The organism is Desulfohalovibrio reitneri (genome assembly GCF_000711295.1).
GTDB classification, from domain to species: domain Bacteria; phylum Desulfobacterota; class Desulfovibrionia; order Desulfovibrionales; family Desulfovibrionaceae; genus Desulfohalovibrio; species Desulfohalovibrio reitneri.
On sequence record NZ_JOMJ01000003.1, the window covers coordinates 1,607,904 to 1,633,116 of the forward strand.

Here is a 25,213-nt window from a genome sequence, read left to right on the forward strand (position 1 = left end):
GATGCCCCGCACCACGGAAGGCTCGTTCCGTGTGATGGCTTCAGGAAGGACGCGCTCAATGACCGTCGTTTCGCCGGGGTGCTTTCTGGTATTCACCCCAGACGCGCGCCATCCCGCGAACACACATGCAAAGTTACTTTGCCGCAGGGTCCAGGGGGCGCGTAGCCCCCTGGTCGCCCGAAGGGCGAAATCTTCCCTCTTCCCTTCTTCCTCTTCTTCCTACTCCACCCGCTGCCTGCACTGTTCCATGAAGGTTTCCAGGGTGAGGTGGAGGGTGGGGGAGGCGGTGCCGTCGAAGGGCATGGAGATGGCGGGGAGGGAGTGCTCGTCGCAGACCCGCCGGAGGACGGCGGTGGCCACGGTGCCGGGCATGCAGCCGAAGGGCATGGCGTTGACGATGCCCACGGCGCCGCGCTTGGCCATATCCACGGTTTTGCCCACGGAGAGGATGGCTTCGCCCTGGAAGGTGTCGCGCATGTAGGGCTTGGCGTTGTCGATGACTTCCCGGGTGGATGGTTCGGGCAGGGTGTGGAGGAAGCCGTTGGCTGCGGCTTCCAGGTGGTGGGTGATCTTGTCCTGGACGCGCTGTTCCAGCCAGAGCTTGAGCAGCCGCTTGTAGTCCCAGTCCTGGCGGGCTTTGCGGCGGGAGACGTAGCCCACGTAGAGGATCCACTCGTCCACAGGGGCCAGCCAGGCGCGGCCGCCCAGGGCCTCGATGTTGCGGACGAGGTCTTCGTTGGAGAAGCGGTTGGAGCGCACGAAGATTTCCCCCACCACGCCGATGAGGGGGCGAGTTTCGCCGGTCTGCGGAACGGCCTGGAAGTCGCGGCCGATGTCCTGAAGGAGTCCGGCGATGTCCTCCTCGTCCGAGGCCAGGGTTTCCTCCAGGCGGCGCAGGGCGTCCTGGTAGAGGGCGTCGGTCTGGCCGGGGGTGGCTTCCGTGGGCCGGGTCTCGTGGAGCATTTTGGTGAGCAGGTCGAAGGCCACGGTGGCCTCCCATGCGCGGCGGGAGAAGCGGGAGCCGACCAGGCCGAGTTCCTCGTAGAGGGAGGCGTCCTGCACCGGTGCGAAGATGGGCACCTGTGGCAGCCCGGCGCGGTCCAGGGCCATGCGGTGGAAGAGATTGTACTGGCCGAAGCGGCAGGGCCCGGTGCCGCCGGGCATGAAGAAGGCGGATGAGTCCGGCTTGAATATGGGCGAGGCGGCGGCGCCCAGCATTTCGCCCACGGTCACGGCGCAGGGGTAGCACTCCTTGCCGGAGACATAGTGACGAGCGCGCTCCATGGCCTCGTCGCCGGCCTCGTCCATGACGCGGGCCTCCAGGCCGCAGTGGCGGAAGGCGGCGGCCAAGCCATGGGCGTGGTCGCACATGGGAGGGACGTAGATGGTGCGCCCGCCGCCCTGGCCGGGCCGGAAGGGGACATGGCGCTTGGGCCGGGCCTCGCGGTCCACGTGGGGTTGCGGCAGGGCGTCCAGTGAGTCCAGGAAGGCCTCCACCCGGGTGATGGCCCCGGCGTCGGCGGAGTGCTCGTCGATCTCCAGGTGCAGGGCGGGCTTGCCGCGCATTTCCTCATTGAAGAACTTGAGGATGAAGGAGTCCGGCCCGCAGCAGAAGTTGCCCAGGTAGAGGGGGAAGAGGCGCGGGTCGTCGCGCACCACCCGGGCGGCGGAGAGGATGCGCTGTCCTGAGCGCCAGTACATGTACGGCCAGGAATCGGTGATGCGCGCCGGGGGCAGGAAGTCCATGGGGATGACGTTCTCGCCCAGGGCGGCGGCCTTGGCCGGGAGGTCCAGGTTCATGCCGGGGTCGAAGGCGTTGTAGGCGCGGCCCATGATCACCAGGGCACGGCCTTCCAGGTTGTCCAGGTACTCGCGCCCGCGCTCGCGGATGGCCTCGGCGTAGCGGGCCTGGGCTTGGGAGGCCAGCCGCATGGCCCGCTTGAGTTCCCCCTTGCCCACGCCGAAGCGGTGCAGGGCCGCGTGCAGCTCGCGCAGCACGGGCTTGGTGCCCAGCCGCAGGGAAATGGTGGGCGCGATGACGTCGGCCCGGGGCAGGGCCGCGGTGATCTGGTAGGGGAAGGACTGGGTCAGGGGACAGGCCTGTGCGGAGTCGAAGTCGTCCTCCGGGGTGGCCAGGTCGGTGAAGCTGGGCAGGAAGAGGCGGTCCACGCCTTCTTCCAAAAGGGCGCGCACGTGCCCCTGGGCCGCCTTGATGGGGAAGCAGGTGTCCGCCAGCACGGCCTCCACCCCCAGGCCCACCACCTTGCGGCTGGTGCGCGGAGAAAGGCGCGGTTCGAAGCCCAGCTCCCACAAGAGGGTGGAGAAATAGGGCAGGTAGTCGTGCATGAAGAAGACCATGGGCAGGCCCATGACCCCGCGCGGCGCGGTGAACCCGGCCTGGGTGAAGGCGTCGCGCCGCTGTTCGTGCTCGGCGCGCAGGGTCTCCTCGCGGAAGCGGAACAGGTCTCCGGACGGGTCGGGTTTCTTCTTGGCCTGGTCGTACTTCTCGCAGCGGCCGCCGTAGAAGAGTTTGGCGTCGGAACCCTCGATTTTTACCCGGTTGATCTCGCAGCGGTTGTCGCACCCCTGGCACTCGAAGGAGGACTGCTCAAAGGGCACGTGGGCCAGGTCGAAGCCTCGGAAGGTGGACTCGCCGCCCGTGGCCCGCATGTGGTCGCGGGCGATGAGGGCCATGCCGATGGCCCCGGTGACGTCGTGGTTGGGCGGAACGGTGACTTCCAACCCCAGGTGCTTTTCGAAGGCCGCGGTCACGGAGCGGTTGAAGGCGGTGCCGCCCTGGAAAAAGATGCGCTCCCCGATGGTCCGGCCGGAAACCACGCGGCCGATGTAGTTCTCCACGATGGAGTAGGCCAGCCCGGCCAGGAGGTCGTCGGTCTCCACGCCTTGCGAGGCCCCGGCCTGCAGGGAGTTCTCCATGAACACGGTGCAGCGCTCGCCCAGCCGCGCCGGGGCGCGGGCCTTGAGGGCACGCTCGGCGAACTCGCCCTTGATGTCAACGCCCAGCTTTTCGGCCTGTTCCTCCAGAAAGGAGCCGGTTCCCGCGGCGCAGGCCTTGTTCATCTCGAAGTCCACAATGACCCCGTCGCGCAGGGAGATGAACTTGGAGTCCTGGCCGCCGATCTCGAAGATGGTGTCCACCTCCGGGTCGATGAAGGCCGCGGCCGTGGCCTGGGCGGTGATCTCGTTCTTGACGATGTCCGCTCCGGTGAAGTCGGCGATCATGTAGCGACCGGAGCCGGTGGTGCCCACCCCGGCGATGTCCACCCCCCCGCCGTCCGGGTCCAGCTCGGCCTTGATCTCGGCCAGCCCTGTGCGCACGGCCTCGATGGGCTTGGAGGCGGTGCGCAGGTAGCGTTTGGACAGCAGGCGGCCGTGCTCGTCCGTGACCGCCAGGTTGGTGGAGATGGAACCAATGTCGATGCCCATGTAAAGCGGCCCGGTGAGCCGCTCGGGCCGGTGCTCCGGGTGGGGGGCGTGGCGTTCCTGGAAGCGGTCGCCGGAGCGGATGAGGGGTTTGCGGCGGGAGGTGGCGCCGGAGTCGTCGCGAGCCAGGGCGCGGTCAAGCCCGTCCAGGTCCAGGGGGACGGCGGTTCCGGCCTCCGCCCCGCGCAGGGCCGCGCCCAGCGCGCCGAACTGGGTGGAGTGTTCCGGCACCTCGATGTCCTCCATGCCGAAAACCTCGCGGAAGGCGCGCAGCACGCCCTTGTTCAGGGACACGCCGCCCAGGAACAGGGCCGGGCCGGGAGTGGGCCGTCCGCGCACGATGGCGCCGCGGAAGTTGCGGGCCACGGAGAAGCACAGCCCCCCGGCGATGTCGCGCAGGGGGGTGGCGATCTGCTGCAGGTGGATCATGTCCGACTTGGCGAACACGGAGCAACGCCCGGCCACACGCGGGGGATTGCGGCTCTCGAGCGCCAGCTCGGCGAACTCCTCGGGGGAGAGGCCCATGCGCTCGGCCTGCTGGTCCAGAAAGGAGCCGGTGCCCGCGGCGCAGACCGAGTTGAGACCGAAGTCGGCCAATTGGCCGTCCTCCAGCAGGAGGAACTTGGAGTCCTCGCCGCCCATCTCGAAGAGGCTGGCGGCGTCCGGCCGTAGGGCCGCCGCGCCCCGGGCGAAGGCGGACAACTCGTTGAAGTGCGGAGCCCCAAGGGCGGCGGCCAGCCGACGGCCGCTGGAGCCGGTGCAGGCCACCGGCAGGGGGCCGTATTCCGAGGCCGCCTCGGCCAGCATCTCGCGGGCCACCCGCAGCGGCGCTCCATGGTGGCGGCGGTAGGCGCTGAACACCACCTTTCCGCCGGAATCCGTGACGACAGTCTTGACACTGACAGAACCGGCGTCGATGCCGATGTGCACGAACACCCTCCCTGTTGGGCTACTCCTCGAACGGTGTTTGGCGGTAAACGCGCGGCTTGGGGCGTCCCTGTCCGCTGAGATAGCGCAGGAACCGCTTCGATTCCTTGAGGCCTGGGTTAAGCCGCAGGGACTTCTCCAGTTCTTCCCTGGCCTTTTTTGTGTCGCCTTTTTCGAAGTGGGACCGGGCCATGTTGTGGTGCAGGTTCTCGTCGTCTCGGGCCAGCAGGTGGGCCTTGTCGTAGAAGGACAGGGCCATGTCGGGCTGCCCGTATTTGCGCAGGGCGATGCCGAAACCGTTGAAGAGGTGCTTGTCCTCGCGGCGGAAGGGCCCCTCCAGCCGCAGAATGCGCTCGAATACCCGCCGTGCCTTGGCCTTGCGGCCGTTTTCCAGGAGCCACAGCCCGAGATTGAAATTGGCCTTTATGTTGTCCTCGTTGACCTGTTCCGCGCCGGGCAGGTCCATGTCCGCCAGGGGGCGGCCGTCCACGACCTCCTTGCCTTGCCGGCGGTCGGAAACGGTGTCCAGAAAGAACTCCGGCTCCGGCTCGAACCGCTCCAGGAAATCCTCGCGGGAGACGTTCCTGGGCTGGCCGGATGGCGCGAAATTGCGGCTCAGGGGTTGTACGGTGATGGAGCCGTCGTCCCGCTCCCGCGCGGTCCAGTAGACCTTGCGCGCAGCCTCGCCCGTGCCGGTGGTGGTGGAGAAGATTCCTTGTATGCCCTGCACCTTGTCTCCCGTGGCGTGGCGGCGAAAGATTCCACCATACCAATTCCTTCTTATACCTTCTCCAAAGGTCCCTTTCAACAAGAAGCCGTTCTTCCTTGCGAGGAAGCCGCCTCGCGGATAAGGTGTTACCCTGCCGCAAACACCATAAAGGAATCCAGAGCACTCATGAACGATCCCCTTTGGTACAAGGACGCCATCATTTACGAGCTGCACGTCAAGTGCTTCGCGGACTCCAACGGCGACGGCATCGGCGACTTCAAGGGCCTGACGAAAAAGCTGGACTACCTTGAGGACCTGGGCGTCACCGCGGTCTGGCTGCTGCCCTTCTATCCCTCGCCCCTGCGGGACGACGGCTACGACATCGCCGATCCCAAAAAAGTCAACCCGGACTACGGCAACCTGCGCGACTTCAAGGCCTTCCTGCGCGAGGCGCACAAGCGGGGCATACGGGTCATCACCGAGATGGTGCTCAACCACACCTCGGACCAGCACGCCTGGTTCCAGCGCGCCCGCCAGGCCGCCCCCGGCACCCGCCACCGCAACTACTACGTCTGGAGCGAAACCCCGGAGAAGTATCCGGAAGCGCGCATCATCTTCAAGGATTTCGAGACCTCCAACTGGTCCTGGGACCCGGTGGCCAAGGCCTATTTCTGGCACCGCTTCTACTCCCACCAGCCCGACCTCAATTTCGACTCCAAGGACGTGCGCCGGGAGGTCATGAAGCTGCTGGACTTCTGGCTGGCCATGGGCGTGGACGGCCTGCGGCTGGACGCCATCCCCTACCTCTACGAACGGGAGGGCACCAACTGCGAGAACCTCCCCGAGACCTACGAGTTCATCAAGCAGGTGCGCGCCCACGTGGACGAGAACCACCGGGACAAGATGCTCCTGGCCGAGGCCAACCAGTGGCCCGAGGACGCCGTGGCCTACTTCGGCGACGACAACGCCTGCCACATGGCCTTCCACTTTCCCCTCATGCCGCGCATGTTCATGTCCCTGCAGATGGAGGACCGCTTCCCCATCGTGGACATTCTGGACCAGACCCCGGAAATCCCCGAGGGCTCCCAGTGGGCCATGTTCCTGCGCAACCACGACGAGCTGACCCTGGAGATGGTCACGGACGAGGAGCGGGACTACATGTACCGCATGTACGCCCGCGACCCCCGGGCGCGCATCAATTTGGGCATCCGCCGTCGCCTGGCCCCGCTGCTGGACAACGACCGCCGCAAGATCGAGCTGTTGAACGTCCTGCTCTTCACCATGCCCGGCTCGCCTGTCATCTACTACGGCGACGAAATCGGCATGGGCGACAACTACTACCTGGGCGACCGCGACGGCGTGCGCACCCCCATGCAGTGGTCCGCGGACCGCAACGCGGGGTTTTCCGCAGCCAACCCCCAGCGCCTCTTCCTGCCGGTCATCATCGACCCGGAATACCACTACGAGGCGGTCAACGTGGAAAACCAGGAGCACAACCGCTCCTCGCTCCTGTGGTGGATGAAAGGCATCATCGCCACACGCAAGCGGCTGACCGCCCTCTCGCGGGGCAAGCTGGAGTTCGTGCTGCCGCGCAACCCCAGCGTGCTGGCCTATCTGCGCACCCTGGAGAGGGACGGCGGGGATCCGGAAGCCGTGCTGGTGGTGGCCAACCTCTCCCGCCACCCCCAGATGGCCGAACTCCATTTGGAGGACTGGTCCGGCTTCGTGCCCGAGGAGGTATTCTCCCGCCAGGCCTTCCCCACCCTGCGCGAAGGCGGCACGCCCTTCACCCTGGGGCCCTGCGGCTACTACATCTTCTCCCTGCGCAGGGAGGCCGGGGCGCACGAGGTCAGCGCCCTGCCCAAGCTGGCGGCCGACCCCCGCAGCGGCGAGCTGCTGACCGCCAAGGCCAGGGCAGAGCTGGCCCGGCTGCTGCCCGGCTACGTGGCCCGGCGCGGCTGGCTGGCTGACGAGCGCAAGGTCAAGGACTTCAGCATGCTGGAGGCGGTGCAGGTAGGCTCCGAGCGCCACCCCTGCTGGCTGGTCATCACCCGCGCCTCCTTCGTGGACCACCCGCCGCGCACCTTCAACCTGCTGCTGTCCACGGCTGTGAATCAGGAGGCCGAGAGCATGCGGGCCGAGTCGCGGCCCGAGGTCATCTGCTCCTTTCCCGCCCCCGAAGGCGACGGGGTCATCTACGAGGGCGTGCCGCCGGGCGAGCCCTGCACCCCGCTTTTGGAGCTTGTGGCCCGCAAGAAGTCCGTCAGGGGCCGCTCCGGAGAACTGGCCCCCCTGCCTGGGCGGCTGGGACGCAAGGCCCTGCGCGAAGGCAGGGAACTGAAAACCTCCCACTCCATCTCCCAGCGGGTGAACACCATCGTCCTCTTCGGCCAGCGGTACTTCCTCAAGCTCTTCCGGCAAGCCGAGGAAGGGGTCAACCCGGACGTGGAGATGGTGCGCCACCTCACCGAGGTGGTGGGCTTCGACCACACCCCGCGCTTCGTGGGCAGCATGGAATACCGACGCAAAGGGCAGGAGCCGGTGGTGGTGGCCTCCCTCAAGGAATACGTCCCGGCCGAAACCGACGGCCACTCCCTGGGGCTGAAGGCGGTGGACCGCTACCTGGAGCGGGTGCTGGCCCACGGGCCGGAGAACATGGCTCCGCCCAAGCTGCCCGCCTCGCCCGGGGCCTCGGCCTACGTCGATCCCCCGGACGAGTTGTGGAGCCTGATGACCGGCTCCGACCTGGAACTGTTCGGGCTGATGGGCGCGCGCACCGCGGAAATGCACCTGGCCCTGGCCCGGCCCACCCGCGATCCGGCTTTCGCGGCCGAGCCCTTCTCGCGACTGTACCAGCGCTCGGTCTACCAGACCATGCAAAGTTCCATGAAGAAGGTCATGACGCAGCTGGAGCGGGGTCGCTCCGGCCTGGACGAGGGCGCGCGGGCCGAGGCGGACGCCATTCGCGAGGCGCGGAGCCGGTGCCTGGAGATCTTCCACCGCTTCCACGCCTCCACCATTCGCTGCCTGAAGCTGCGCATCCACGGCGAGTTCCACCTGGCCCACCTGCTCTCCACGGGCAAGGACTTCGTCGTCATCGACTTCGAGGGCAACCCGGAGCGGCCGCTGCCCGAGCGCCGAATCAAGCGCTCCCCCTTCCGCGACCTGGCGGACATGCAGCGGTCCATCTTCGACACCGCCTGGGAAGCCCTGGACAACTCCAGCTGGCTACGGCCGGAGGACCGGCCCGGGCTGGAGCCGTGGGTGGAGGCCTGGGCGCAGGCAGCCTTCGGCGCCTTCCTGCGCGCCTGGCTCACCCGGGCGGCCGAGGCCCACTTCATGCCGGAGAACGAACGCGACGTGACGGTGATGACCGATGCCTACGTACTGGAGAAGTGCTTCGCCGACCTGGGCCGCGCCCTGGAGCGCGCCCCCTCCCAGGCTCGCGTTCCGCTTCGCGCCATCCGGAGGATGCTGGGTTAGGCCGGCAAGAACGCGCCGTTCGCTACGTTGCTTCGAAAACCGCAGACCCTCGCGTATTTCCCAATACAGCGCGGCTCTCTGTATCCGTACGGCTCGTTCCTCGCCTAACGGCTACAGGTGCTCGGGCCTGTGGTTTTCTCGCGCCTCGCGCCCGGCGCGTTCTTGCCAGCCTATGGTCTTGGACAGGGAGTTGGGAAAAAGAGAAGAGAACGGCGGCATGGTTCCGTAACCCTTTGGCGTTACACGAACGGGCGGAAGGTGCCCCCCCGGCTTCACGCGCCCATGCGCGTGGTGTAGACTGCCGGTTTGACGCGGCGCTCCCAGGACCGGGGCGCCAATGGATGACAAGGAGACGACAACATGCGCAGACGCAGCGGCGTCCTGCTTCATCTCACCAGCCTCCCCTCGGCCTACGGCATCGGCGACCTCGGGCCCGGGGCGTACTGGTTCGCGGACTTTCTGGCCGAAACCCGGCAGGGCGTGTGGCAGATGCTGCCCATCAACCCCACCACACCGGGCATCGGCAACTCGCCGTATTCGGCCATTTCCGCCTTCGCTGCCAACTACATGCTCATCAGTCCCGACAAGCTTGTGGCCGACGGCTGGCTGGACGAGGGCGACGTGGACTCCGACGGTTCATGGCCCGAGGACAAGGTGGACTACAGCGCGGTGGAGGAGTTCAAAGAGGACCTGCTGTGCCGGGCCTACGACCGCAACTTCATACGGCTGGCCGAGGACACCCTCTTCCACCGCTTCAAAGACGAGAACGCCTACTGGCTGGATGACTTCGCCCTGTTCAAGGCCATCAAGGAGTCGCGCGGCGGACAAATGTGGACCCTGTGGCCCCGGGAGCTTCGCCTGCGCGAACAAGGCGCCCTGCGCGAGTTCGCCGGGGAACACCGCGGGCGCATAAGCCAGATCAAGTTCAACCAGTACATCTTCGCCCGCCAGTGGGCCGACCTGCGGCGGCACTGCATGGCCCGCCGGGTGCACCTCATGGGCGACGCGCCCATCTACGTCACCCTGGACTCGGCCGACGTCTGGGCCAACCCCAACCTCTTCAAGCTGGACGAGGACTGCCAGCCCACCCACGTGGCCGGGGTGCCGCCGGATTACTTTTCGGAAACGGGCCAACTGTGGGGCAATCCGGTCTTCGACTGGGACCGCCTGCAGGAGCGAGGCTTCGACTGGTGGATCGACCGCCTGCGCCACAACCTGTCCCTGTTCGACTTCCTGCGCATCGACCACTTCCGGGGTTTCGCCGGCTACTGGGAGATCGAGGCCGGAGAGGAAACCGCCATCAACGGCGAGTGGGTGGACGCCCCCGGCTTCGAGTTCTTCGACGCCCTGACCACGGCCCTGCCCTCGCTGCCCATCATCGCCGAGGACTTGGGCGTCATCACCCCGGACGTCCGCGAACTGCGCGACGCCTTCCGCCTGCCCGGCATGAAGATCCTCCAGTTCGGTTTCGGCGACAACGTGGGCGACTCCCACGACGCGCCCCACAACTACACCCGAAACTGCGTGGCCTACACCGGCACCCACGACAACAACACCACCCGGGGCTGGTTCGAGGAGGAGGCCACGGAAAAGGACAAGAAGCACCTCTTCGACTACTGCGGCCACGCGTTCACGGCCGAGCGCGCCCCCTGGGAGATGATCCGCTTGGCCCAGGCCTCGGTGGCCGAGTTGTGCCTTTTCCCCATGCAGGACCTGCTCTGCCTGGGCTCGGAGGCGCGCATGAACATCCCGGCCGTTTCCAACGGCAACTGGGAATGGCGGCTTGACGCCGGACTGTTGAACGACGGCGTCAAGGAACAACTGCTTTCCCTGACCAAGCTCTTCGGCCGGGGGTAGCCCCGGCCACCTGGAACCCGGCAACCTCCGGAACACGGGAGGAATACGAGAATGGCAAAACCCAAGAAAATACTCCGCGCGCCCCGCATGGAGCGCTGCATCGGCTGCCACTCCTGCTCGCTATCCTGCGCGCGGCAGGTGCACAAGAAGCTTTCCTGGAACGAATGCGGCATCCGCATCAAATCCTCGGGCGGCATCACCACCGGCTTCGAGGCGCGGCTGTGCCTGGGCTGCGACCCGGCACCCTGCGCCGAGGCCTGCCCCACCGAGGCCTACCGGCAGCGGGAAGGCGGCGGCGTGCTGGTCAACAAGAAGCAGTGCATCCGCTGCGGGGCCTGTGCCGAGGCCTGCCCGGTGGACGCCATCTACCTGTCCCCGGACAACGAGCCCTTCGTCTGCATCCACTGCGGCCGTTGCGTGCCCTTCTGCCCGCACGACTGCCTTGAGATGATGGAAAAGCCGGAACACGTCTGCGTGGGAGGGACCTGCGATGTCGACGAATAGAGCCTTCCGCGTCCTCGTGCTCCACCTGGACGAGAACAAGTCCCAGGTGCGCCATTTCTCGGACAAGACCCGCTGGCTTGGGGGCAGCGGCCTGGCCGCCGCCCTGTACCAGGAATACGGCCTGCCGGAGGTGTCCTGGTCCCACCCGGACCAGCCCCTCATCTTCGCCATCGGCTGCCTGACCGGGTATTTCCCCCTCATGTCCAAGGTGGTCTGCGGCTTCAAGTCGCCCTACCACGACCAGTACGCCGAATCCCACGCCGGGGGGCGGCTGGCCCTGGCCATGCGCTTCGCTGACTACGACGCCATCGTCATCCGGGGCCGGGCCGAGCACCCCGTGGCCGTGCAGGTGGCCAACAGGGCCATCGAGTTCGAGAACGTCAACTTCCTATGGGGAACCAACGTGTTCACCGCCGGGCGGGTGCTTCGCCGCACCTTCCCCGGCGGGTCCGGGCACCGCTCCAACATCCGCATCGGCCCCGCCGGGGAGACCCTCTCCTCCTACGCCTGCATCAACGTGGACACCTTCCGCCATTTCGGCAGGCTCGGTTCCGGCTCGGTGATGGGGATCAAGAACCTCAAGGCGCTCAACGTGGTGGGCGACGGCAACCTGGACCTGCCCTCGGACGCGCGCGGCTACACCAAGCTCTTCAAGCGGGTCTACGAGAAAATGACCTCCACCGACATGATGAGCAAATACCACGACCTGGGCACGCCGCAGAACCTCATCCCCCTCAACGAGTTGAAATCCCTGCCCTGGGAGAACCTGCAAAAGACCCACGACGAGCGCGTTTCCGGCATCTCCGGCGAAAAGTTCGCCGAGGAGCTGCTCATGCGCAACACCGCCTGCGCGGGCTGCCCGGTGGGCTGCATCCACGTGGGTATGCTGCGGGAGATGTTCCAGGAAGGATACCGCTTCCAGCTTCGCCAGGTGGGCTACGACTACGAGCCCATCTTCGCCGTGGGCTCCATGCTCGGCGTGACCGACGCCTCCGACGTGCTGGCCATCATGGACGAGGTGGAGAAGCAGGGCGTGGACGTCATGAGCGCGGGCGTGGCCCTGGCCTGGGCCACAGAGGCCTTCCAGAAGGGACTCGTTTCCGAGGAGCAGACCGAGGTGCCCCTGGCCTTCGGCGACGCGGAGAACTACAAAGAGGCCATCTGGCTGCTGGGACACGCCAAGGGCGAGTTCTACGAGAGGCTGGCCAAGGGCGCCATGGTGGCGGCCCAGCACTACGGCGGCGAGGATTTCGCCTGCGTGCTGGGGCAGGAGATGGCCGGCTACGCCACCGGCGAGGTCTTCTTCGCGGCCCAGTCCATGTCGTTCAGACACTCCCACCTGGACGTGGGCGCCTACGGCTTCGACCAGAAGAACCAGGAACAGGACGTTGACAAGGCAGTCAATTTCCTGGTGGACGACGAGGCCGACCGCTGCATCCTGACTTCCCTGGTTTCCTGCCTCTTCGCGCGGGGCGTCTATAAGCCGGACCTGCTGGCCGAATGCTTCACCGCCATGGACCTGCCTGAGCTGGCCGAGTCCATGGGCGAAGCCGGACGAAACATCCAGAGGCTGCGCTGGAAAACCCGCGCCGACACCGGCTACGACCCCTCCCAGACCAAGGTGCCCAAACGCTTTCTGGAAGTGGAGACCTGGAAGGGAAAACAGGACCCCGAGTACCTGGAAGCCCTCCGCCAGTCCTACGGCCGGGAGATCAACCGCTTGGCCAAAGAGGGGGCCGACGTCTGGCAACGCCTTGAAAAATCAGAAAAAGAATAGCATCGTGAATTCGTTTTCACAGCCGTGGTGAATGCGATTTCACAGCGTGGTGAACGAGGCGCGGGAGGCAAACCTTCCCGCGCCTTTTTTCAGGGAATCAGACGAGTCGCCACAGTCGGGAACAAAAGATGACGGGAATGCCGGGCGGTCCGGAGATTGCGGGAAGCGTCTGCCAGGCATGGCCCTCCTCGCCCATCGGCCTTTCATGCGTGGGTCGCGAAATCGGGCTGCAATCTCCCGACTCCTCCCCTTCCCTCATATATCTCCTCACTCCATGACCTGCCTTCCCAGGCTGCCGCGCTCGCGCACCTTGACCAGGGTGCGGCGGAAGTAGAGGCCCGCCGCCAGCATCCAGGGGATGCAGAGGCCGAAGGCCCAGGCCAGGTATTCGGGCGAGGCCTCGCCCCGCAGGGTGGCGCGCATGCCCTCGAACACCCATGTGGAAGGCAGGGAGAGGGCGGCGTATTGCAGCCACTCCGGCAAAACGGTGACGGGGTAGAAGACGGCGGAGAAGGGTTGCAGCAGGAAGGGCACGCCCCAGATGAGGCCTTCCGCGGCGCGGCCGTAGCGGAAGATGAGGCCCATGGTGACCAGCCCCACGGCCCAGCCGAAGATGAGCAGCGCGCCGTAGAGGGGGGCGATCATCCAGCCCACGGCCAGGATGTCGAAGCCGTAGAAGGGCATGGCCAGCACCCCCAGCAGGCAGGAGGTGAGCAGGCTCTTGACCACGCCGATGGCGCAGACCGCGGCCACCATCTCCGCGGGCGTGGCCGGGGAGATGAAGAGGTTGATGATGTTGCGTGCCCAGAACTCCTCGGTGATGGACAGGGAGATGGACTGCTGGGCGCGGTAGAGGATTTCCCAGAAGATCATGGCTCCCAGCAGGAAGGAGACCGCCCCGCCCTGGGCCAGCTCCCGCACGTACAGGGTCAGGAAGCCCCAGACGAAAAGGTCCATGAGGGGCCAGAAGACGATCTCCATGCAGCGGGGCAGGCTGCGCTTGTGCAGGTAGGCGTGCCGCAGCATGATGGCGGCCACGGGGCGGGGACGCATCAGCCTTTGCCTCCCGGCGTGAGCGCGCCGTCGCGGGCCACGCGGATGAACATGTGCTCCAGGTCCTCGCTCTGGGCGCGGGCCACCACCTCGGCGACGGGGCCCTGGTCCAGCACCCGCCCCCGGGCCAGAAAGACCACCTCGTCGCAGACCTCCTCCACCTCGCGCATGTTGTGGGAGGTGAAGAGCATGGTGGTGCCGGATTCCTCGCGGATGTCGCGCACCAGGGAACGCATGCGGTCGGCCATGTCCGGGTCCAGGGAGGCGGTGGGCTCGTCCAGAAAGAGGATTTCCGGCTTGTTGAGCAGGGCCTTGGCCAGGTTCAGCCGGGTGGTCTGGCCGCTGGAGAGGGAGCCGGTGAGGCGGTTGGCCAGCTCGGCTATGCCCAGCCACTCCAGCACTTCCGCCGCGCGCTCTTTGGGTCGGTCCACGCCGTAGAGCATGGCGAATACCCGCATGTTCTCCCAGACCTTCAGGTTTTCCGGCATGTTCACGTAAGCCGAGGAAAAGTTGACCCGGGAGAGGACCTCGCGTCGGTTGGCGGCCAGCTCCATGCCCAGCACCCGCACCTGGCCCCCCGTGGGGGTCAAAAGGCCCAGGAGCATGTGGATGGTGGTGGTCTTGCCCGCGCCGTTGGGGCCCAAAAGCCCCACGATGCGGCCCCGGCCGACGCCGAAAGTCACGTCGTCCACGGCCCTGACATCGCCAAAGCGCTTGGACAGACCGGTTACCTCGATGACGTTCTCGGACATGGACGGGGACTGTAAACCTGTTCGCGGTTCAGGGCCAGGGATCAGCGCAGGGCGGTCCACAACCGCACGGCCCCCAGGGCCAGCAGGGTCCAGGCGGCCCAGGCCGTGTCCAGCAGGGCGGCGGCCAGCCCGACGGCCACCAGAACCAGGCCCAGGGCGGCCGGACGCAGCCTGTCCAGAAAGGCATGCACCAGTTCGGAGATGGTGTCCCCGTGGAGCCGGACTGCCAACTCCTCCTCCGCCAGCCCCTGCAAGACGGACTTGGCTCGCCGCACGGTGAGGGGCAGGTCCCTGGCCTCCCCGGCCAGGGTGGGCAGCAGGCCGGAGCGGCCCAGCGCCCGGCGAAGGTTCCCCTTGAGCACCGGCAGCACGTCCTTGATGCCGTTGAAGTTCTCTATGTAGGTGGTGCCCAGCCCCTCCACCAGCGAGGAGGCGCGCATGACGTAGACCACCTCCTGCGGCAGCTTGAAGGGCAGGTCCTGCATCTCCTCCAGCACGCCCCAGGCCAGCTCCTGCATGGATGAGGCGGACAGGGCCTCGTTCTCGAAGATGGAGAACATGCGCTCGGCGAACTCCCGCACCAGCTCGTCCGGGGCCTGCCGTGTGACCACCCCAAGCCGCTTGCAGGCGGCCACGTACTGGTCGAAATCCCGTTCGTTGGCCGCCTTGACCAGCTCGATCATGGCTACGCGAGTGCTTTCCGGCAACCGCTTGACCATGCCGAAGTCCAGCAGGACGATGGTGGAGTCGTCTCGCACCAGGATGTTGCCGGGGTGGGGGTCGCAGTGGAAGTCCCCCTTGACCAGCATCTGCTCGGTGTAGAACTCGATGACCGTGTTCAGCACCACCCGGAAGTCCGCCCCGGACGAGGCCATGGCCCTGCGGTCGTCGATGCGGAAGCCTTCCTCGTAGCTCATGGCCAGGGCGGCCTTGGAGGAAAGCTCCGGGTACGAACGCGGCAGGACCACCCCGGTGAACCCGCCGTACAACCGCCGGAACCGCTCCAGGTTGTCTCGCTCCCGGGCCATGTCGCACTCGCGGCGCAGCATGGCGTCGAACTCCAGCAGCACCGCCTCCAGGGAGTTGCGGGTGGCGCGGGAGAAAAAGGGACGGAACAACGCCAGGGCCAGGCGCAGGATGCGCAAATCCTCCCGCACCCGCCGCTCGATGCCCCGGCGGCGGATTTTCACCGCCAGCCGCGTGCCGTCCGGCAGTTTGGCGTGGTGCACTTGGCCGATGGTGGCCGAGGCAAGGGGGCGTTCATCAAACACGGCGAACGGCGAGCCATCCGGGTAGGCGCGCGCGAACTGGCGCCGAAGGTCCTCCGCGGGCATGGGCTCCATCTCGTCATGGATGGTGCGCAACTCCGCCAGATACTCCTCTGTGAAAAAGTCCGCCCGCGTGGCCAGCACCTGGGCCAGCTTCATGAAGCTGACGCCAAGCTCCAGTATGGCCCGCCGCAGTTCGGCCGGCCCCTGCGGGCGCAGCAGCAGGAAACGACCCCGCCGCCGCACCACGCAAAAGACGGTCAAAAGAACCCGGAACGCCTTGCAGAAACGCCCGGGCGAGGGAATCACGCCCTATCCCCTGGAGGCCAGCATGTCCTTGAGTTCCTGGATGTCCTTCTTGGTTGCCAGGCCCAGTTCCTCGGCGGCCTCCTTCATCATCTCCTTGGTGCGCTCCTCGAACTCCTTCCTCTCCTTCTCGCCCCGGGCGCGCATCTCCTCCAGGAAGCTTTCAGCCTCCTCACGGCTCATCTTGCCCTGCTCGGCCATCTCGTCGGCCAGCTTGTCCAGACGGTCCTTGGCCATATAGGCCGCGCCCATTCCCAGGTACATCAGATCGGTCAGCTTCATTTCGGGCTCCATAGGTCTCGGCCCGGACCATTCCGGGTCTTGCCGAGCATAGCACGACAGCCCGGAAAAAATGAAGATGCTCCCCCAACCTGGCGCGCTGACGGCAAAATCAGCCACGCTTCCTTGCCCTCGGCCGCTCCCCCTGCCATAACAATGGAGAAAATCAGACAAGCACACCCGGAGCCTCCCATGGAAAAACACCTTCTGCTGACCGTTTCCGGCGACCGCACCGCCTCCTACCCGCTGCGTTTCGTCAAAGGCTTCTTCAACCAGTTCTGCGACCTCCGCATCACCCTGCTCTACGTCGCCCCCCGGCCAGCCGGAGGCACGTTCGACCCCTCCCTGCAGCCGGAGCAGCACGCCCTGGCGGAAATGGAGGAGGCCAAACGCACTTCCTCCCACGAGGCCCTGGACTATGCCTACGACTGGATCACCTACCGCGCCTGCGACCCCTCCAAAGTCACCAAGAAAGTAGTCCACTCGCAAATGGGCACCGTGGGCGAAATCATCCATGAAGCGCAAAAGGGCATGTACGACGCCGTGGCCCTGGGGCGACGCGGGGTCTCCTGGCTGGAGGAAATGGTCAGCGACTCCGTCTCCCACAAAATCCTGTGGCAAAAGCTCGACTTCCCCATCTGGATCTGCCGACGCCCCGACGAACTCAACCAGCGCAAGAACGTCCTGCTCTGCGTGGACGAAACCACCGCCTCCGACCGCATCGCCGACCACGTGGGATTCATGCTCGGCAACGAGGAGGAGCACAACATCACCATATTCCATGTCAAACGCGACAATCCGCGCATCACCACGGAAACACAGAAAATAATCGATCACACTGAATCCGTGCTCATCGAAAACGGATTCCCCCAGGAACAACTCTCCGTGCGCGTCTCCCAGGCCAAAGACCCGGCCAGCGCCATCCTGGAAGAAGCCGAACAAGGCCGCTACGCCGTGGTTGCCTGCGGACGCAACGCCGACGAACCCTCCAGCAAAGACCGCTTCCTCCCCTCCTCCACAACCACCAAGCTCCTCCGCCGCATCAACACCACCCTGTGGGTGAGCAAATAGGAAGAGGAGAGATACGGGGAAGATTTCGCCCTGCGGGCGACCAGGGCCTGCGCGGCCCTGGACCCGCGGCAGGATAATCCTGCACGTGTATCGCGGGATGAAGCGCGTCGGGTTAAAGGAGAGGGAACACCACGGCGAACTGACTGTTGTGGAACGCGTCCACCGGTTCAACCCCGCCCCAACCGTTTCGCTTCACATGCTTTGGACGCGAAACCGGGCTGTAGTTCCCCGGCCGCGCCTTACCCGCACCACGCCCCCGAGCGAAGCGAGCGACGAAACGTTTTGCGGAAGGATGGAGGGGGATTGGGGGAGGAAGGAAACCACTTTTTCAAAAGTGGTTTCCTTCCTCCCCCAGTCTTTCATCACTCGTCCAGGGGGAAGTGGAAGCGCATAGCCAGGCCGGGTTTTTCCAGGAGAGCGTAAGTGCCGTTGAGCTGGCGGGTCAGAAGGCGGACGAGGTGGAAGCCGAGGGTGTGGTCGGATTCCACCAGCCCCGGGTCGTCGAGTCCCGGTCCGTTGTCTCGGTAGGTCAGGGTCAGTCCGCTGTTTTCATTGGTCAGCTCCACAGAGACACTTCCCTGTCCACGTTCGTGAAAAGCGTATTTACAGGAGTTGGTGATGAGCTCGTTGATGATGAGGCCGATGGAGACGGCTTCATTGATGGCCACCCTGCTCTCGCCCCCCCGCACGTCCATCTCCACGCGGCCGGCCAAGCCGTATGTCCGGGGCAGGCTCGCGCCGAGCTTGCGGATGTAGAGCGACAGATCAAGGCTGCCCGGCTCGCCGTCCGCGTAGAGGAGGTTGTGGACCTGGGCTATGGAACGGATGCGTCCCTCGCACTCCTGCAGCACCTCGATGGCCTGGTCGTCCTCGGACTTGGAGCGTTGCAGCGAGAGCAGGCTGATGACCACCTGCAGGTTGTTCTTCACCCGGTGGTGGATTTCCTGGACCAGGGCGCGTTGGCCGCGCAGAACCTCGGAGAGGCGTTGATTGCGCTCGACAATGGTCCGGAACTGCTTGCGGGAGAGATAAAAGAGCAACCCGCCCGAGAGCAGAACGAAGGCGGTACCCTTGACGGTCTGCGCCAGCCTGGATTCGTCCCCCGCCCCGAACAGCCAAAACACGGCCGCGTCGGAAAACACGATCCAGAAGACCGAAAAGGCCACGTAAACCAGCGGTATGCGTATGTATTCCTTCATTCCCCCTCCGCCACCGTGCCCATGCCCACGCCAAGTACGATCGTCCTCTGAGTACGGTTTGTACCACGCCATGCGGTTGCGACCAAGCGAAAGCCTGCGCCGATGGCTTCACTCCCCGCGCAGGTAAACCAGCGGCGAGGGGGTCAGTTCATCCCGGAACTGCTTAAGGATCCCGCCCAGGGTGTCGCGAGAGAGCTGATTGACGCTGAAGATGATGTTCAGGCCGTTGAGGGCGGCGTCCTTGTCGCCCAGTTGCCGCGCTCCGCGCAGAATGCGGTGCAGCCGGGACTTTATCTCCGAGGTGTACTCTGCGATGCGGTGGCGCACCTCGTCCTCGTTGGTCTCCCGCCCCTCGAACATGGCGTTGAGCAGGGAATACGTCACCAGCATGTGGAAGAAGATGTGCTCGTCCAGACGGAACTTGTAGAGGTTGAGAAGAAAACGGAAGCGGTTGAAGAGCACGCAGCGGGAGAGGACCAGGCCATGCATCATGACCAGGAAGGCCGCCCGCTGGGCGGAGGTTTCATGCACCGCAGAGATGGTCTCGTCCTTGTAGGCCACCTTGACCCGCTCCGAGGACGTGACCGTGGAGAAGAAGCGCAGCACGGGAAGGATCATCCTGAGCGCCTGGCACTCGTCGGAATCCGCCCGGCAGGTTGGGCACCTGGCTTCCGGCCGCAGGGAGCCGCCCTCGCACGCCTGGGTGCACCAGACCTTTCCGGTATCGGCCTCCACCCGGTAGCGGAACTCGTCCCTGCCGGGGCGGAGTATGGTGAAATCGACGAACTGCAAAAGACTCCTGGCTCCACGTATGTGTACGCGACGAATCCACGGCTCTTCGCATATCCACATTCCGGATGCAACAAGTAGGAAAGGATACCCCGGCGGAGGGGCCGGAATCACGCTATTCCTTGACCGCGACCCAGGAGCTGACCACGCCCACAAGCACCAGGCCGCCCATAAGGGCGCCCAGCTGGGACAGGGGCAGGAAGTCGATGCGGATGAACAGCGGCGGGACGTTGATGATGTCTGCGGAGAGGAGCTGAAAGAGTTTGAGCAGCCCCGTGGCCACGGCCCCGGCCGCCAGGCACAAGGCCGCCCCGCCGGAAAGCATGGGCAGCTGGATGTAAGTGCGGGTGGCGCCCACCAGCCGCAGGATTTCCACCTCGTCCAGCCTCGCTATCTGGGCCAGCTTGATGGTGTTGCCCACGATGAGCCCGGCCACAAGGGCCAACAGGCCCACCAGGGGCCAGACCACCCCCCGGCTGACCCGCATCCAGGAGCGGGCCAGGTCCAACTGCAGGGGGTTGAAGTGGACGGACTCCACCCCTTCCAGTTCCTTGAGGCGGTCGAAGACCACGCGGGTCCAGTCCCGCCCCTCGGCCGTCTCCACCGCCTCGAAAGTGGCCAGGGCGGTGGGCGGCAGGGGCGGCCGCCCGCCCATCCAGTCCGCCCGCATTTCGCCATCCATGGAGGCGGAGAGCTCCTCGAAGGCCTGCTCCGGGGTGAAGGTCCGCAGCACGCGCAACCCTTTCATGTTTCGCAGCTCGTCCCACACCGGGCGTACATCGTCCATGTCCGCCTTTTCCGCCCAGTAGACCTGGAACGTGACCTCGCCCCGCTGCTTGGACAGCTCCTGGTCGAGGTTGTGCAGCAACAGCAGGAACAGCCCGGCCAGAAAGGCGGCCAGGGTCACAGCCATGAGGGTGAACACCTGCGCCCAGGGGTGGTCCGACAGGTCGCGCACCCCGCGGATAGCCAGACGGAGAAGGCCCATCAGCGGCGCCCTCCGCTGGGCACGCCCGGGGCGTCCGGCCCCTCCTCGTCAAGGGAGCGGGACAGCGGTCCGGGCTGGGACTCCACTTGGCAGTCGTCGGTGCACATGCGGCCGTCCTGCAGGTGGAGCACCTTGGCCTCGGGCACGGTGTCCAGCAGTTCGGCCGAGTGCGTGGCCATGATGATGGAGGTTCCGTAGACGTGAAACTGCTTGAAGACGTCCATGAGCCGCCGGGACAGCCCGGCGTCGAGGTTGCCGGTGGGCTCGTCCGCCAGGATGAGCTTGGGGTTGACCACCACGCTGCGGGCGATGGCCACCCGCTGCTGCTCGCCGCCGGAGAGGCGCACGCAGGGCTCGTAGGCCTTGTTCTCCAGCCGCAGCACGCGCAGCACCGCCCGCACCCGCCGCTCGATGACGTGCCGGGCCATGCCCCGCACTTCCAGAGCCATGGCCACGTTGGCGAAAACCGTGCGGCGGGGCAGGATCTTGAAGTCCTGGAAGACCACGCCGATCTCCCGTCGCAGCAGGGGCACCCGGCCACGCCGGATGCGCTTGAGGTCGAAGCCGCAGACATTGGCCCGGGTGCCCCGCCGCAGCGGCAGGGCGGCGTAGAGCAGCTTGAGCAGGGTGGTTTTGCCCGCGCCCGAAGGGCCGGTGAGGAACAGGAACTCCCCTTTGCCCAGGGCCAGGGAGACATCCTGCAGGGCCCAGGAGGAGCCGAAGTTGAAGGAAACCCGCTCCAGTTCGACGATGTTGGCGTCAGGCCGCGACAAACGTTCCCTCCCTGGGGTGGCCCGCTTTGGCCGTTGGGGTGCTTGCCGCGGCCCGTTTCATGACGCGCTTCCCTTCAGCCGCACTTGGTGTAGCCGCAGGAGCGGCACAGGTGGCAGCCTTCCTCGAAGACCAGGGTGTCGCCGCACTCGGGACAGCCGGGCTTGCCCAGGCCGGAGTCGTTGCCCGCGTTCATGTCGTCCATGTAGCGCTGGCGCAGCACGTAGGCCACCGCGTCGGGAATGGACTTGAGCAGCCGCTTCTTGGCGAAGACGGTGTACTCGCCTCCGATGCCCTCCAGCTGCTTGACGATCTCCTCCACGCCGATGCCGGAGCGCAGGGCCAGGGAGACCAGCCTGCCCACGGCCTCGGCCTTGGCCATAATGGAGTGGCCGGACTTGCCGATGGTGGCGAAGACTTCGAAGGGCTTGCCGTCCACCTCGTTGATGGTCAGGTACAGCTCGCCCAGTCCAGTGCGCACCTTGCGGGTGAAGCCATAGACCATCTCCGGCCGCTGCATGACCCGGGAGGCCTCGCCCAGCTTGGGTTTCTCCACCTCTCCCGGTTCGCCGGTGCACAGCACCTGCCCGCTCAGGGAGCCGTCGCGGTAGACGGTCACGCCCTTGCAGCCCAGCTCGTAGGCCAGGGTGTAGATGTGGTGGATGTCCTCCTCGGTGGCGTCGCTTGGCAGATTCACCGTCTTGGAGACCGCGTTGTCCGTGTGCTTTTGGAAGGCGGCCTGCATTTTGAGATGCATTTCCGGGGAGATGTCGTGGGAGGTGACGAAGACCCGGCGGATGTCCTCGGGCAGGTGCTCCATGGCGTGAATGGTGCCCTTCTTGGCCACGTCCTCCATAAGCGAGCGGGAGTGGGCCTCGGCTCGGCGCAAGGCGTCCTCGAAGTAGGGGTTCACCTCCACCAGCCGCTCGCCGTCCATGACGTTGCGGGAAAAGGCCAGGGCGAAAAGCGGCTCGATGCCCGAGGAGCAGGAGGCGATGATGGACAGCGTGCCCGTGGGCGCGATGGTGGTGGTGGTGGCGTTGCGGTAGGGGCCGAGGTTGATCTGGGCGTAGGAGGAACTGTCATAGGCCGGGAAGGGGCCGCGCTCCTGGGCCAGCTCCTTGGAGGCGGCCTTGCTCTCGGCCTGTACCGCCTCCATGACCTTGTCCGCCAGCCGCAGGGCTTCGCGGGAGTCGTAGGGCACGCCCAGGCGGAAGAGCAGGTCGGCCCAGCCCATGACGCCCAGGCCGATCTTGCGGTTGCGCCGCACCTTCTCGTCGATTTCGGACAGGGGGTAGCGGGAAGCGTCGATAACGTCGTCAAGAAAACGCACGGACAGCCGCACCACCCGCCGCAGCTCCTCCCAGTCGATGCCGTCGTCGGCCTCGGCGTCGTACAGGGCGGCCAGGTTCACCGAGCCCAGGTTGCAGGCCTCGTAGGGCAAAAGCGGCTGCTCGCCGCAGGGGTTGGTGGATTCGATCTCCCCCTGCTCCGGGGTGGGGTTGTCGCGGTTGACCCGGTCCAGAAAGACGATGCCGGGGTCGCCGGACTCCCAGGCCTTGCGCACCAGCCGGGTGAACACGTCGCGGGCGCGCAGGGTGTCCTTGACCGCGCCGGTGTGCGGGGCGATCAGCTCGTATTCCTCGTCGTTCTCCACGGCCTGCATGAAGCGCTCGGTCAGGGCCACGGAGATGTTGAAGTTGTTCAGCTCGGTGCCTTCGCTGCTCTTGCACTCGATGAACTTGAGGATGTCCGGGTGGTCCACCCGCAGGATGCCCATGTTGGCCCCGCGCCGGGTGCCGCCCTGCTTCACCTGCTCGGTGGCGGTGTTGAAAATCTTCATGAAGGAAACCGGGCCGGAGGCCACCCCGCCGGTGGAGCCCACCCGCGCGCCCTCGTGGCGCAGGCGGGAGAAGGAGAAGCCGGTGCCGCCGCCGGACTTGTGGATCATGGCGGCGTGCTTCACCGCGTCGAAGATGCCGTCCATGGAGTCTTCCACCGGCAGCACGAAACAGGCGGCCAGCTGGCCCAGGTCGGTGCCCGCGTTCATCAGCGTGGGCGAGTTGGGCAGGAAGCGCCCGGAGGTCATGAGCAGGTAGAACTCCCGGGTCAGATCCTCGACCGTGTACGGGGAGTTTTCGTATTTGGCTTCTTCGGCGGCCACGGTCCCGGCCACCCGGAGGAACATCCCCCGGAAGTCCTCCATGGGGTTTCCCTCGGCGTCCTTGCGCAGATAGCGCTTGGCCAGGACCACCCTGGCGTTGTCCGTAAGCACGGGTTCCGGCAGATCGGCCGGAACGTCGGGTTGGGTCATGCAGTGTCTCCAGAAATAAATTTGGATGACGGAGTCTACATGGTTGGGCCGAGGGGCTCAAGGCGCAAGGCGGATTGAAAAGGAGGCCGAGAGCCCGGGTCTCACACTTGCACCCTTGCGGGGCGGACCTTGCGGGCGTAGGAATGAATACTGGGATATCCCTTATCACGCCAAGGAGGTTCACCATGACAAACACGAAAACCCGCCGCGAAATCCCCGCGATCATCGTCCTTGCCTCCGTACTGGCCCTCTGCTTCGTCTTTACCGGTCCCGCCGCCGCCCAGCCAGACGACGTTCCGGGCAAGGAGATGCGCAAGATGCGCGAGGAACAGAAACGCGAGCGCATGAATCGCCAAATGGAGGAGCAGCGCAAGGAGCGCCTGGATGAAATGGAGCGCCAGCGGGAGGAACGCAAGCGCGAGATGGAGCGCGCCCGGGAGGAGCGGCTGCAAGAAATCGAGGAGGACCAGGAAGGGCTTCGCCGCGACCGCGAGGGGGAACATATGGGCCTCGGGCATGAGCGCCGCATGGACAACCCTGGACGCGGCAAGGACCGGGGAAAAGCCGATTGGAAGGACAAGAAGTAGCTACTTGCCGGCCGTCCCCGTCCGCCGGACACGGCAGCGGGCCGCCATTTGGTCCCGCTCCAGCGCCTTGCCGAAAACGGCTCTCGCTCCTAGTGTTCCCCCTCGCTTGCAGCAACGAGCAAAGGAGAACCGTCATGTTCCATCGCCGCCTCCCGTTCCCGTTCTCGCGGTTTGCCCTCCTGGCGGCCGTCCCGCTGCTTCTCCTGGCGTCCGCGCCCGACCCGGCGGGGGCTGAAGATGCCCAGAGCATGAAAGAACGCATCCAGGAGCAACGGCGGGAACGGCTGGAATCCATGCGCCGCATGCGCCAAGAGGGACCCGGCGCGGCGGAGCCGGACGAACGGCTCCGCCAGCGGTTCGAGGAGGACCGCAAGGCCATCCTTCGGGACATGGAGCGGGCGCGCACCGAACGGCGGGACGACATGGAGCGGAAACGCATGGGCATCTTCCGCCAGAAGGAGGAGGAACGCAAAGTCCGCATGCGCCAGCTTGAGGAGCGGCTGGAGGAACGGCTGGAGGAAATGCAGGCCGGGGAAAGCCGAAAGAAGCGGGACACCGGGGACGGACAAGCCGATTGAACGGCTGACGCCCTTCCCCGCCGACCGGGAAAACGCCGCCCAGGCCATTCGCCGAGGGCGGCTTTTTTTGTACCCGCCAGCCGCACGCTCCCGCAAATCCGTTGCGGGCGGGGTGAGCCCGGCGTATTCCCTGTACATGGAGGAATCCCCATGCGCTGGTCATCCCGATTCATCACCCTGGCCCTGGCCGCGCTGCTCGGCGCGTGGCTGATTCCGTCAGCCCCGCTGCATGCCGAGGCGGACGGCCAGCGGCTTGAGGAAACGGACCGCCGGGAAGAGTGGCGGGAGGAGGAGGATCGCGACGAGATCGACCGGCTGCGCGAGCGGGAATGGGAACGCGAGCGGCTGGAGCGGCTGGAGGAAATGCGGGAACAGCGCCAGCGACGGCTGGAAGAAATGCGGCGCAAGCAGGAGCGGGAGCATAGCCAGTGGAAGGAGAAGCTGGAGCGAGAGCGGCGGGAGAACGAGCGGGAACAGATCTTCAAGGAGAAACGCCGCCAGGGCCATCCCTGACGCGCTTTCAGCCCGGCCTGAAGCAAACGGGCCGCCCGGCATTG

General features: G+C 66.0%; 19 protein-coding genes. 8 read left to right on the forward strand and 11 right to left on the reverse strand.

Annotation, left to right across the window (positions count from 1 at the left end; genetic code table 11):
- Nucleotides 1–219: 219 nt before the first annotated feature.
- Together N911_RS0108210 and N911_RS0108215 are read right to left on the reverse strand one after the other, a co-directional pair.
- Nucleotides 220–4,374: an acyl-CoA dehydratase activase gene (locus N911_RS0108210; protein ID WP_029896096.1), complete on the reverse strand. Its 4,155-nt coding sequence runs from the start codon at nucleotides 4,372–4,374 to the stop codon at nucleotides 220–222.
- 19 nt (nucleotides 4,375–4,393) lie between these two features.
- Entirely contained in the window at nucleotides 4,394–5,101 is a 708-nt protein-coding gene (locus tag N911_RS0108215) for a tetratricopeptide repeat protein (RefSeq protein WP_035104554.1), read from the reverse strand.
- Nucleotides 5,102–5,266: 165 nt separating this feature from the next.
- Between N911_RS0108215 and treS the strand changes: the two genes are divergently transcribed.
- The 4 genes from treS to N911_RS0108235 all read left to right on the forward strand — a co-directional run bounded on the left by treS (nucleotide 5,267) and on the right by N911_RS0108235 (nucleotide 12,701).
- Nucleotides 5,267–8,563 (forward strand): maltose alpha-D-glucosyltransferase, encoded by a 3,297-nt coding sequence (gene treS, locus N911_RS0108220; RefSeq protein ID WP_029896100.1) that lies wholly within the window; start codon nucleotides 5,267–5,269, stop codon nucleotides 8,561–8,563.
- Nucleotides 8,564–8,923: 360 nt separating this feature from the next.
- Complete coding sequence (gene malQ, locus N911_RS0108225) at nucleotides 8,924–10,420, forward strand: 4-alpha-glucanotransferase (protein WP_029896102.1); 1,497 nt, start codon at nucleotides 8,924–8,926, stop codon at nucleotides 10,418–10,420.
- Nucleotides 10,421–10,471: 51 nt separating this feature from the next.
- Nucleotides 10,472–10,924 (forward strand): 4Fe-4S binding protein, encoded by a 453-nt coding sequence (locus tag N911_RS0108230; protein ID WP_029896104.1) that lies wholly within the window; start codon nucleotides 10,472–10,474, stop codon nucleotides 10,922–10,924.
- Nucleotides 10,911–12,701, forward strand: coding sequence for an aldehyde ferredoxin oxidoreductase N-terminal domain-containing protein (locus tag N911_RS0108235; protein ID WP_035104559.1), 1,791 nt, complete (start codon nucleotides 10,911–10,913; stop codon nucleotides 12,699–12,701). The genes N911_RS0108230 and N911_RS0108235 overlap by 14 nt, the downstream gene beginning before the upstream one ends.
- Before the next feature lie 267 nt (nucleotides 12,702–12,968).
- Here N911_RS0108235 and N911_RS0108240 read toward each other — a convergent pair whose 3' ends face one another.
- Genes N911_RS0108240 through N911_RS0108255 form a run of 4 tightly spaced genes read right to left on the reverse strand, consistent with a single transcriptional unit; the run spans nucleotide 12,969 to nucleotide 16,362 of the window.
- Nucleotides 12,969–13,754, reverse strand: coding sequence for an ABC transporter permease (locus tag N911_RS0108240; RefSeq protein WP_029896108.1), 786 nt, complete (start codon nucleotides 13,752–13,754; stop codon nucleotides 12,969–12,971).
- Nucleotides 13,754–14,506: an ABC transporter ATP-binding protein gene (locus N911_RS0108245; protein WP_035104562.1), complete on the reverse strand. Its 753-nt coding sequence runs from the start codon at nucleotides 14,504–14,506 to the stop codon at nucleotides 13,754–13,756. Before N911_RS0108245 ends, N911_RS0108240 begins: the two co-directional genes overlap by 1 nt.
- Nucleotides 14,507–14,547: 41 nt before the next feature.
- Nucleotides 14,548–16,083 carry an ABC1 kinase family protein gene (locus tag N911_RS0108250; protein ID WP_029896112.1) on the reverse strand — a complete coding sequence of 512 codons (1,536 nt, stop codon included), beginning with the start codon at nucleotides 16,081–16,083 and terminating at the stop codon, nucleotides 14,548–14,550.
- 3 nt (nucleotides 16,084–16,086) lie between these two features.
- The gene (locus N911_RS0108255; RefSeq protein WP_029896115.1) at nucleotides 16,087–16,362 is read right to left on the reverse strand and encodes a phasin family protein; all 276 of its coding nucleotides are present in this window, start codon (nucleotides 16,360–16,362) and stop codon (nucleotides 16,087–16,089) included.
- A 189-nt stretch (nucleotides 16,363–16,551) separates the two neighbouring features.
- On the opposite strand from N911_RS0108255, the gene N911_RS0108260 reads away from it, so the two are divergent.
- Entirely contained in the window at nucleotides 16,552–17,430 is an 879-nt protein-coding gene (locus N911_RS0108260; RefSeq protein WP_029896116.1) for a universal stress protein, read from the forward strand.
- Nucleotides 17,431–17,792: 362 nt separating this feature from the next.
- Here the strand turns inward: N911_RS0108260 and N911_RS0108265 are convergent, their stop codons facing one another.
- The 5 genes from N911_RS0108265 to N911_RS0108285 form a co-directional block, all read right to left on the reverse strand.
- Nucleotides 17,793–18,629, reverse strand: a complete 837-nt coding sequence (locus N911_RS0108265) for a sensor histidine kinase (RefSeq protein WP_029896118.1) — start codon at nucleotides 18,627–18,629, stop codon at nucleotides 17,793–17,795.
- A 108-nt stretch (nucleotides 18,630–18,737) separates the two neighbouring features.
- Entirely contained in the window at nucleotides 18,738–19,421 is a 684-nt protein-coding gene (locus tag N911_RS0108270; RefSeq protein WP_029896120.1) for a hypothetical protein, read from the reverse strand.
- A gap of 112 nt (nucleotides 19,422–19,533) precedes the next feature.
- The gene (locus N911_RS0108275; RefSeq protein ID WP_035104567.1) at nucleotides 19,534–20,406 is read right to left on the reverse strand and encodes a cell division protein FtsX; all 873 of its coding nucleotides are present in this window, start codon (nucleotides 20,404–20,406) and stop codon (nucleotides 19,534–19,536) included.
- On the reverse strand, nucleotides 20,406–21,158 hold the full coding sequence (gene ftsE / locus N911_RS0108280; protein WP_051694335.1) for a cell division ATP-binding protein FtsE: 753 nt from the start codon (nucleotides 21,156–21,158) through the stop codon (nucleotides 20,406–20,408). Before ftsE ends, N911_RS0108275 begins: the two co-directional genes overlap by 1 nt.
- A gap of 95 nt (nucleotides 21,159–21,253) precedes the next feature.
- Nucleotides 21,254–23,491 (reverse strand): vitamin B12-dependent ribonucleotide reductase, encoded by a 2,238-nt coding sequence (locus N911_RS0108285; protein ID WP_029896126.1) that lies wholly within the window; start codon nucleotides 23,489–23,491, stop codon nucleotides 21,254–21,256.
- A gap of 185 nt (nucleotides 23,492–23,676) precedes the next feature.
- On the opposite strand from N911_RS0108285, the gene N911_RS0108290 reads away from it, so the two are divergent.
- From N911_RS0108290 to N911_RS17500, 3 genes are all read left to right on the forward strand, one after another.
- Nucleotides 23,677–24,078 carry a hypothetical protein gene (locus tag N911_RS0108290; protein ID WP_029896128.1) on the forward strand — a complete coding sequence of 134 codons (402 nt, stop codon included), beginning with the start codon at nucleotides 23,677–23,679 and terminating at the stop codon, nucleotides 24,076–24,078.
- A 248-nt stretch (nucleotides 24,079–24,326) separates the two neighbouring features.
- Entirely contained in the window at nucleotides 24,327–24,656 is a 330-nt protein-coding gene (locus tag N911_RS0108295; protein WP_138774363.1) for a hypothetical protein, read from the forward strand.
- A gap of 150 nt (nucleotides 24,657–24,806) precedes the next feature.
- On the forward strand, nucleotides 24,807–25,169 hold the full coding sequence (locus N911_RS17500) for a hypothetical protein (protein ID WP_029896133.1): 363 nt from the start codon (nucleotides 24,807–24,809) through the stop codon (nucleotides 25,167–25,169).
- Nucleotides 25,170–25,213: the final 44 nt, after the last annotated feature.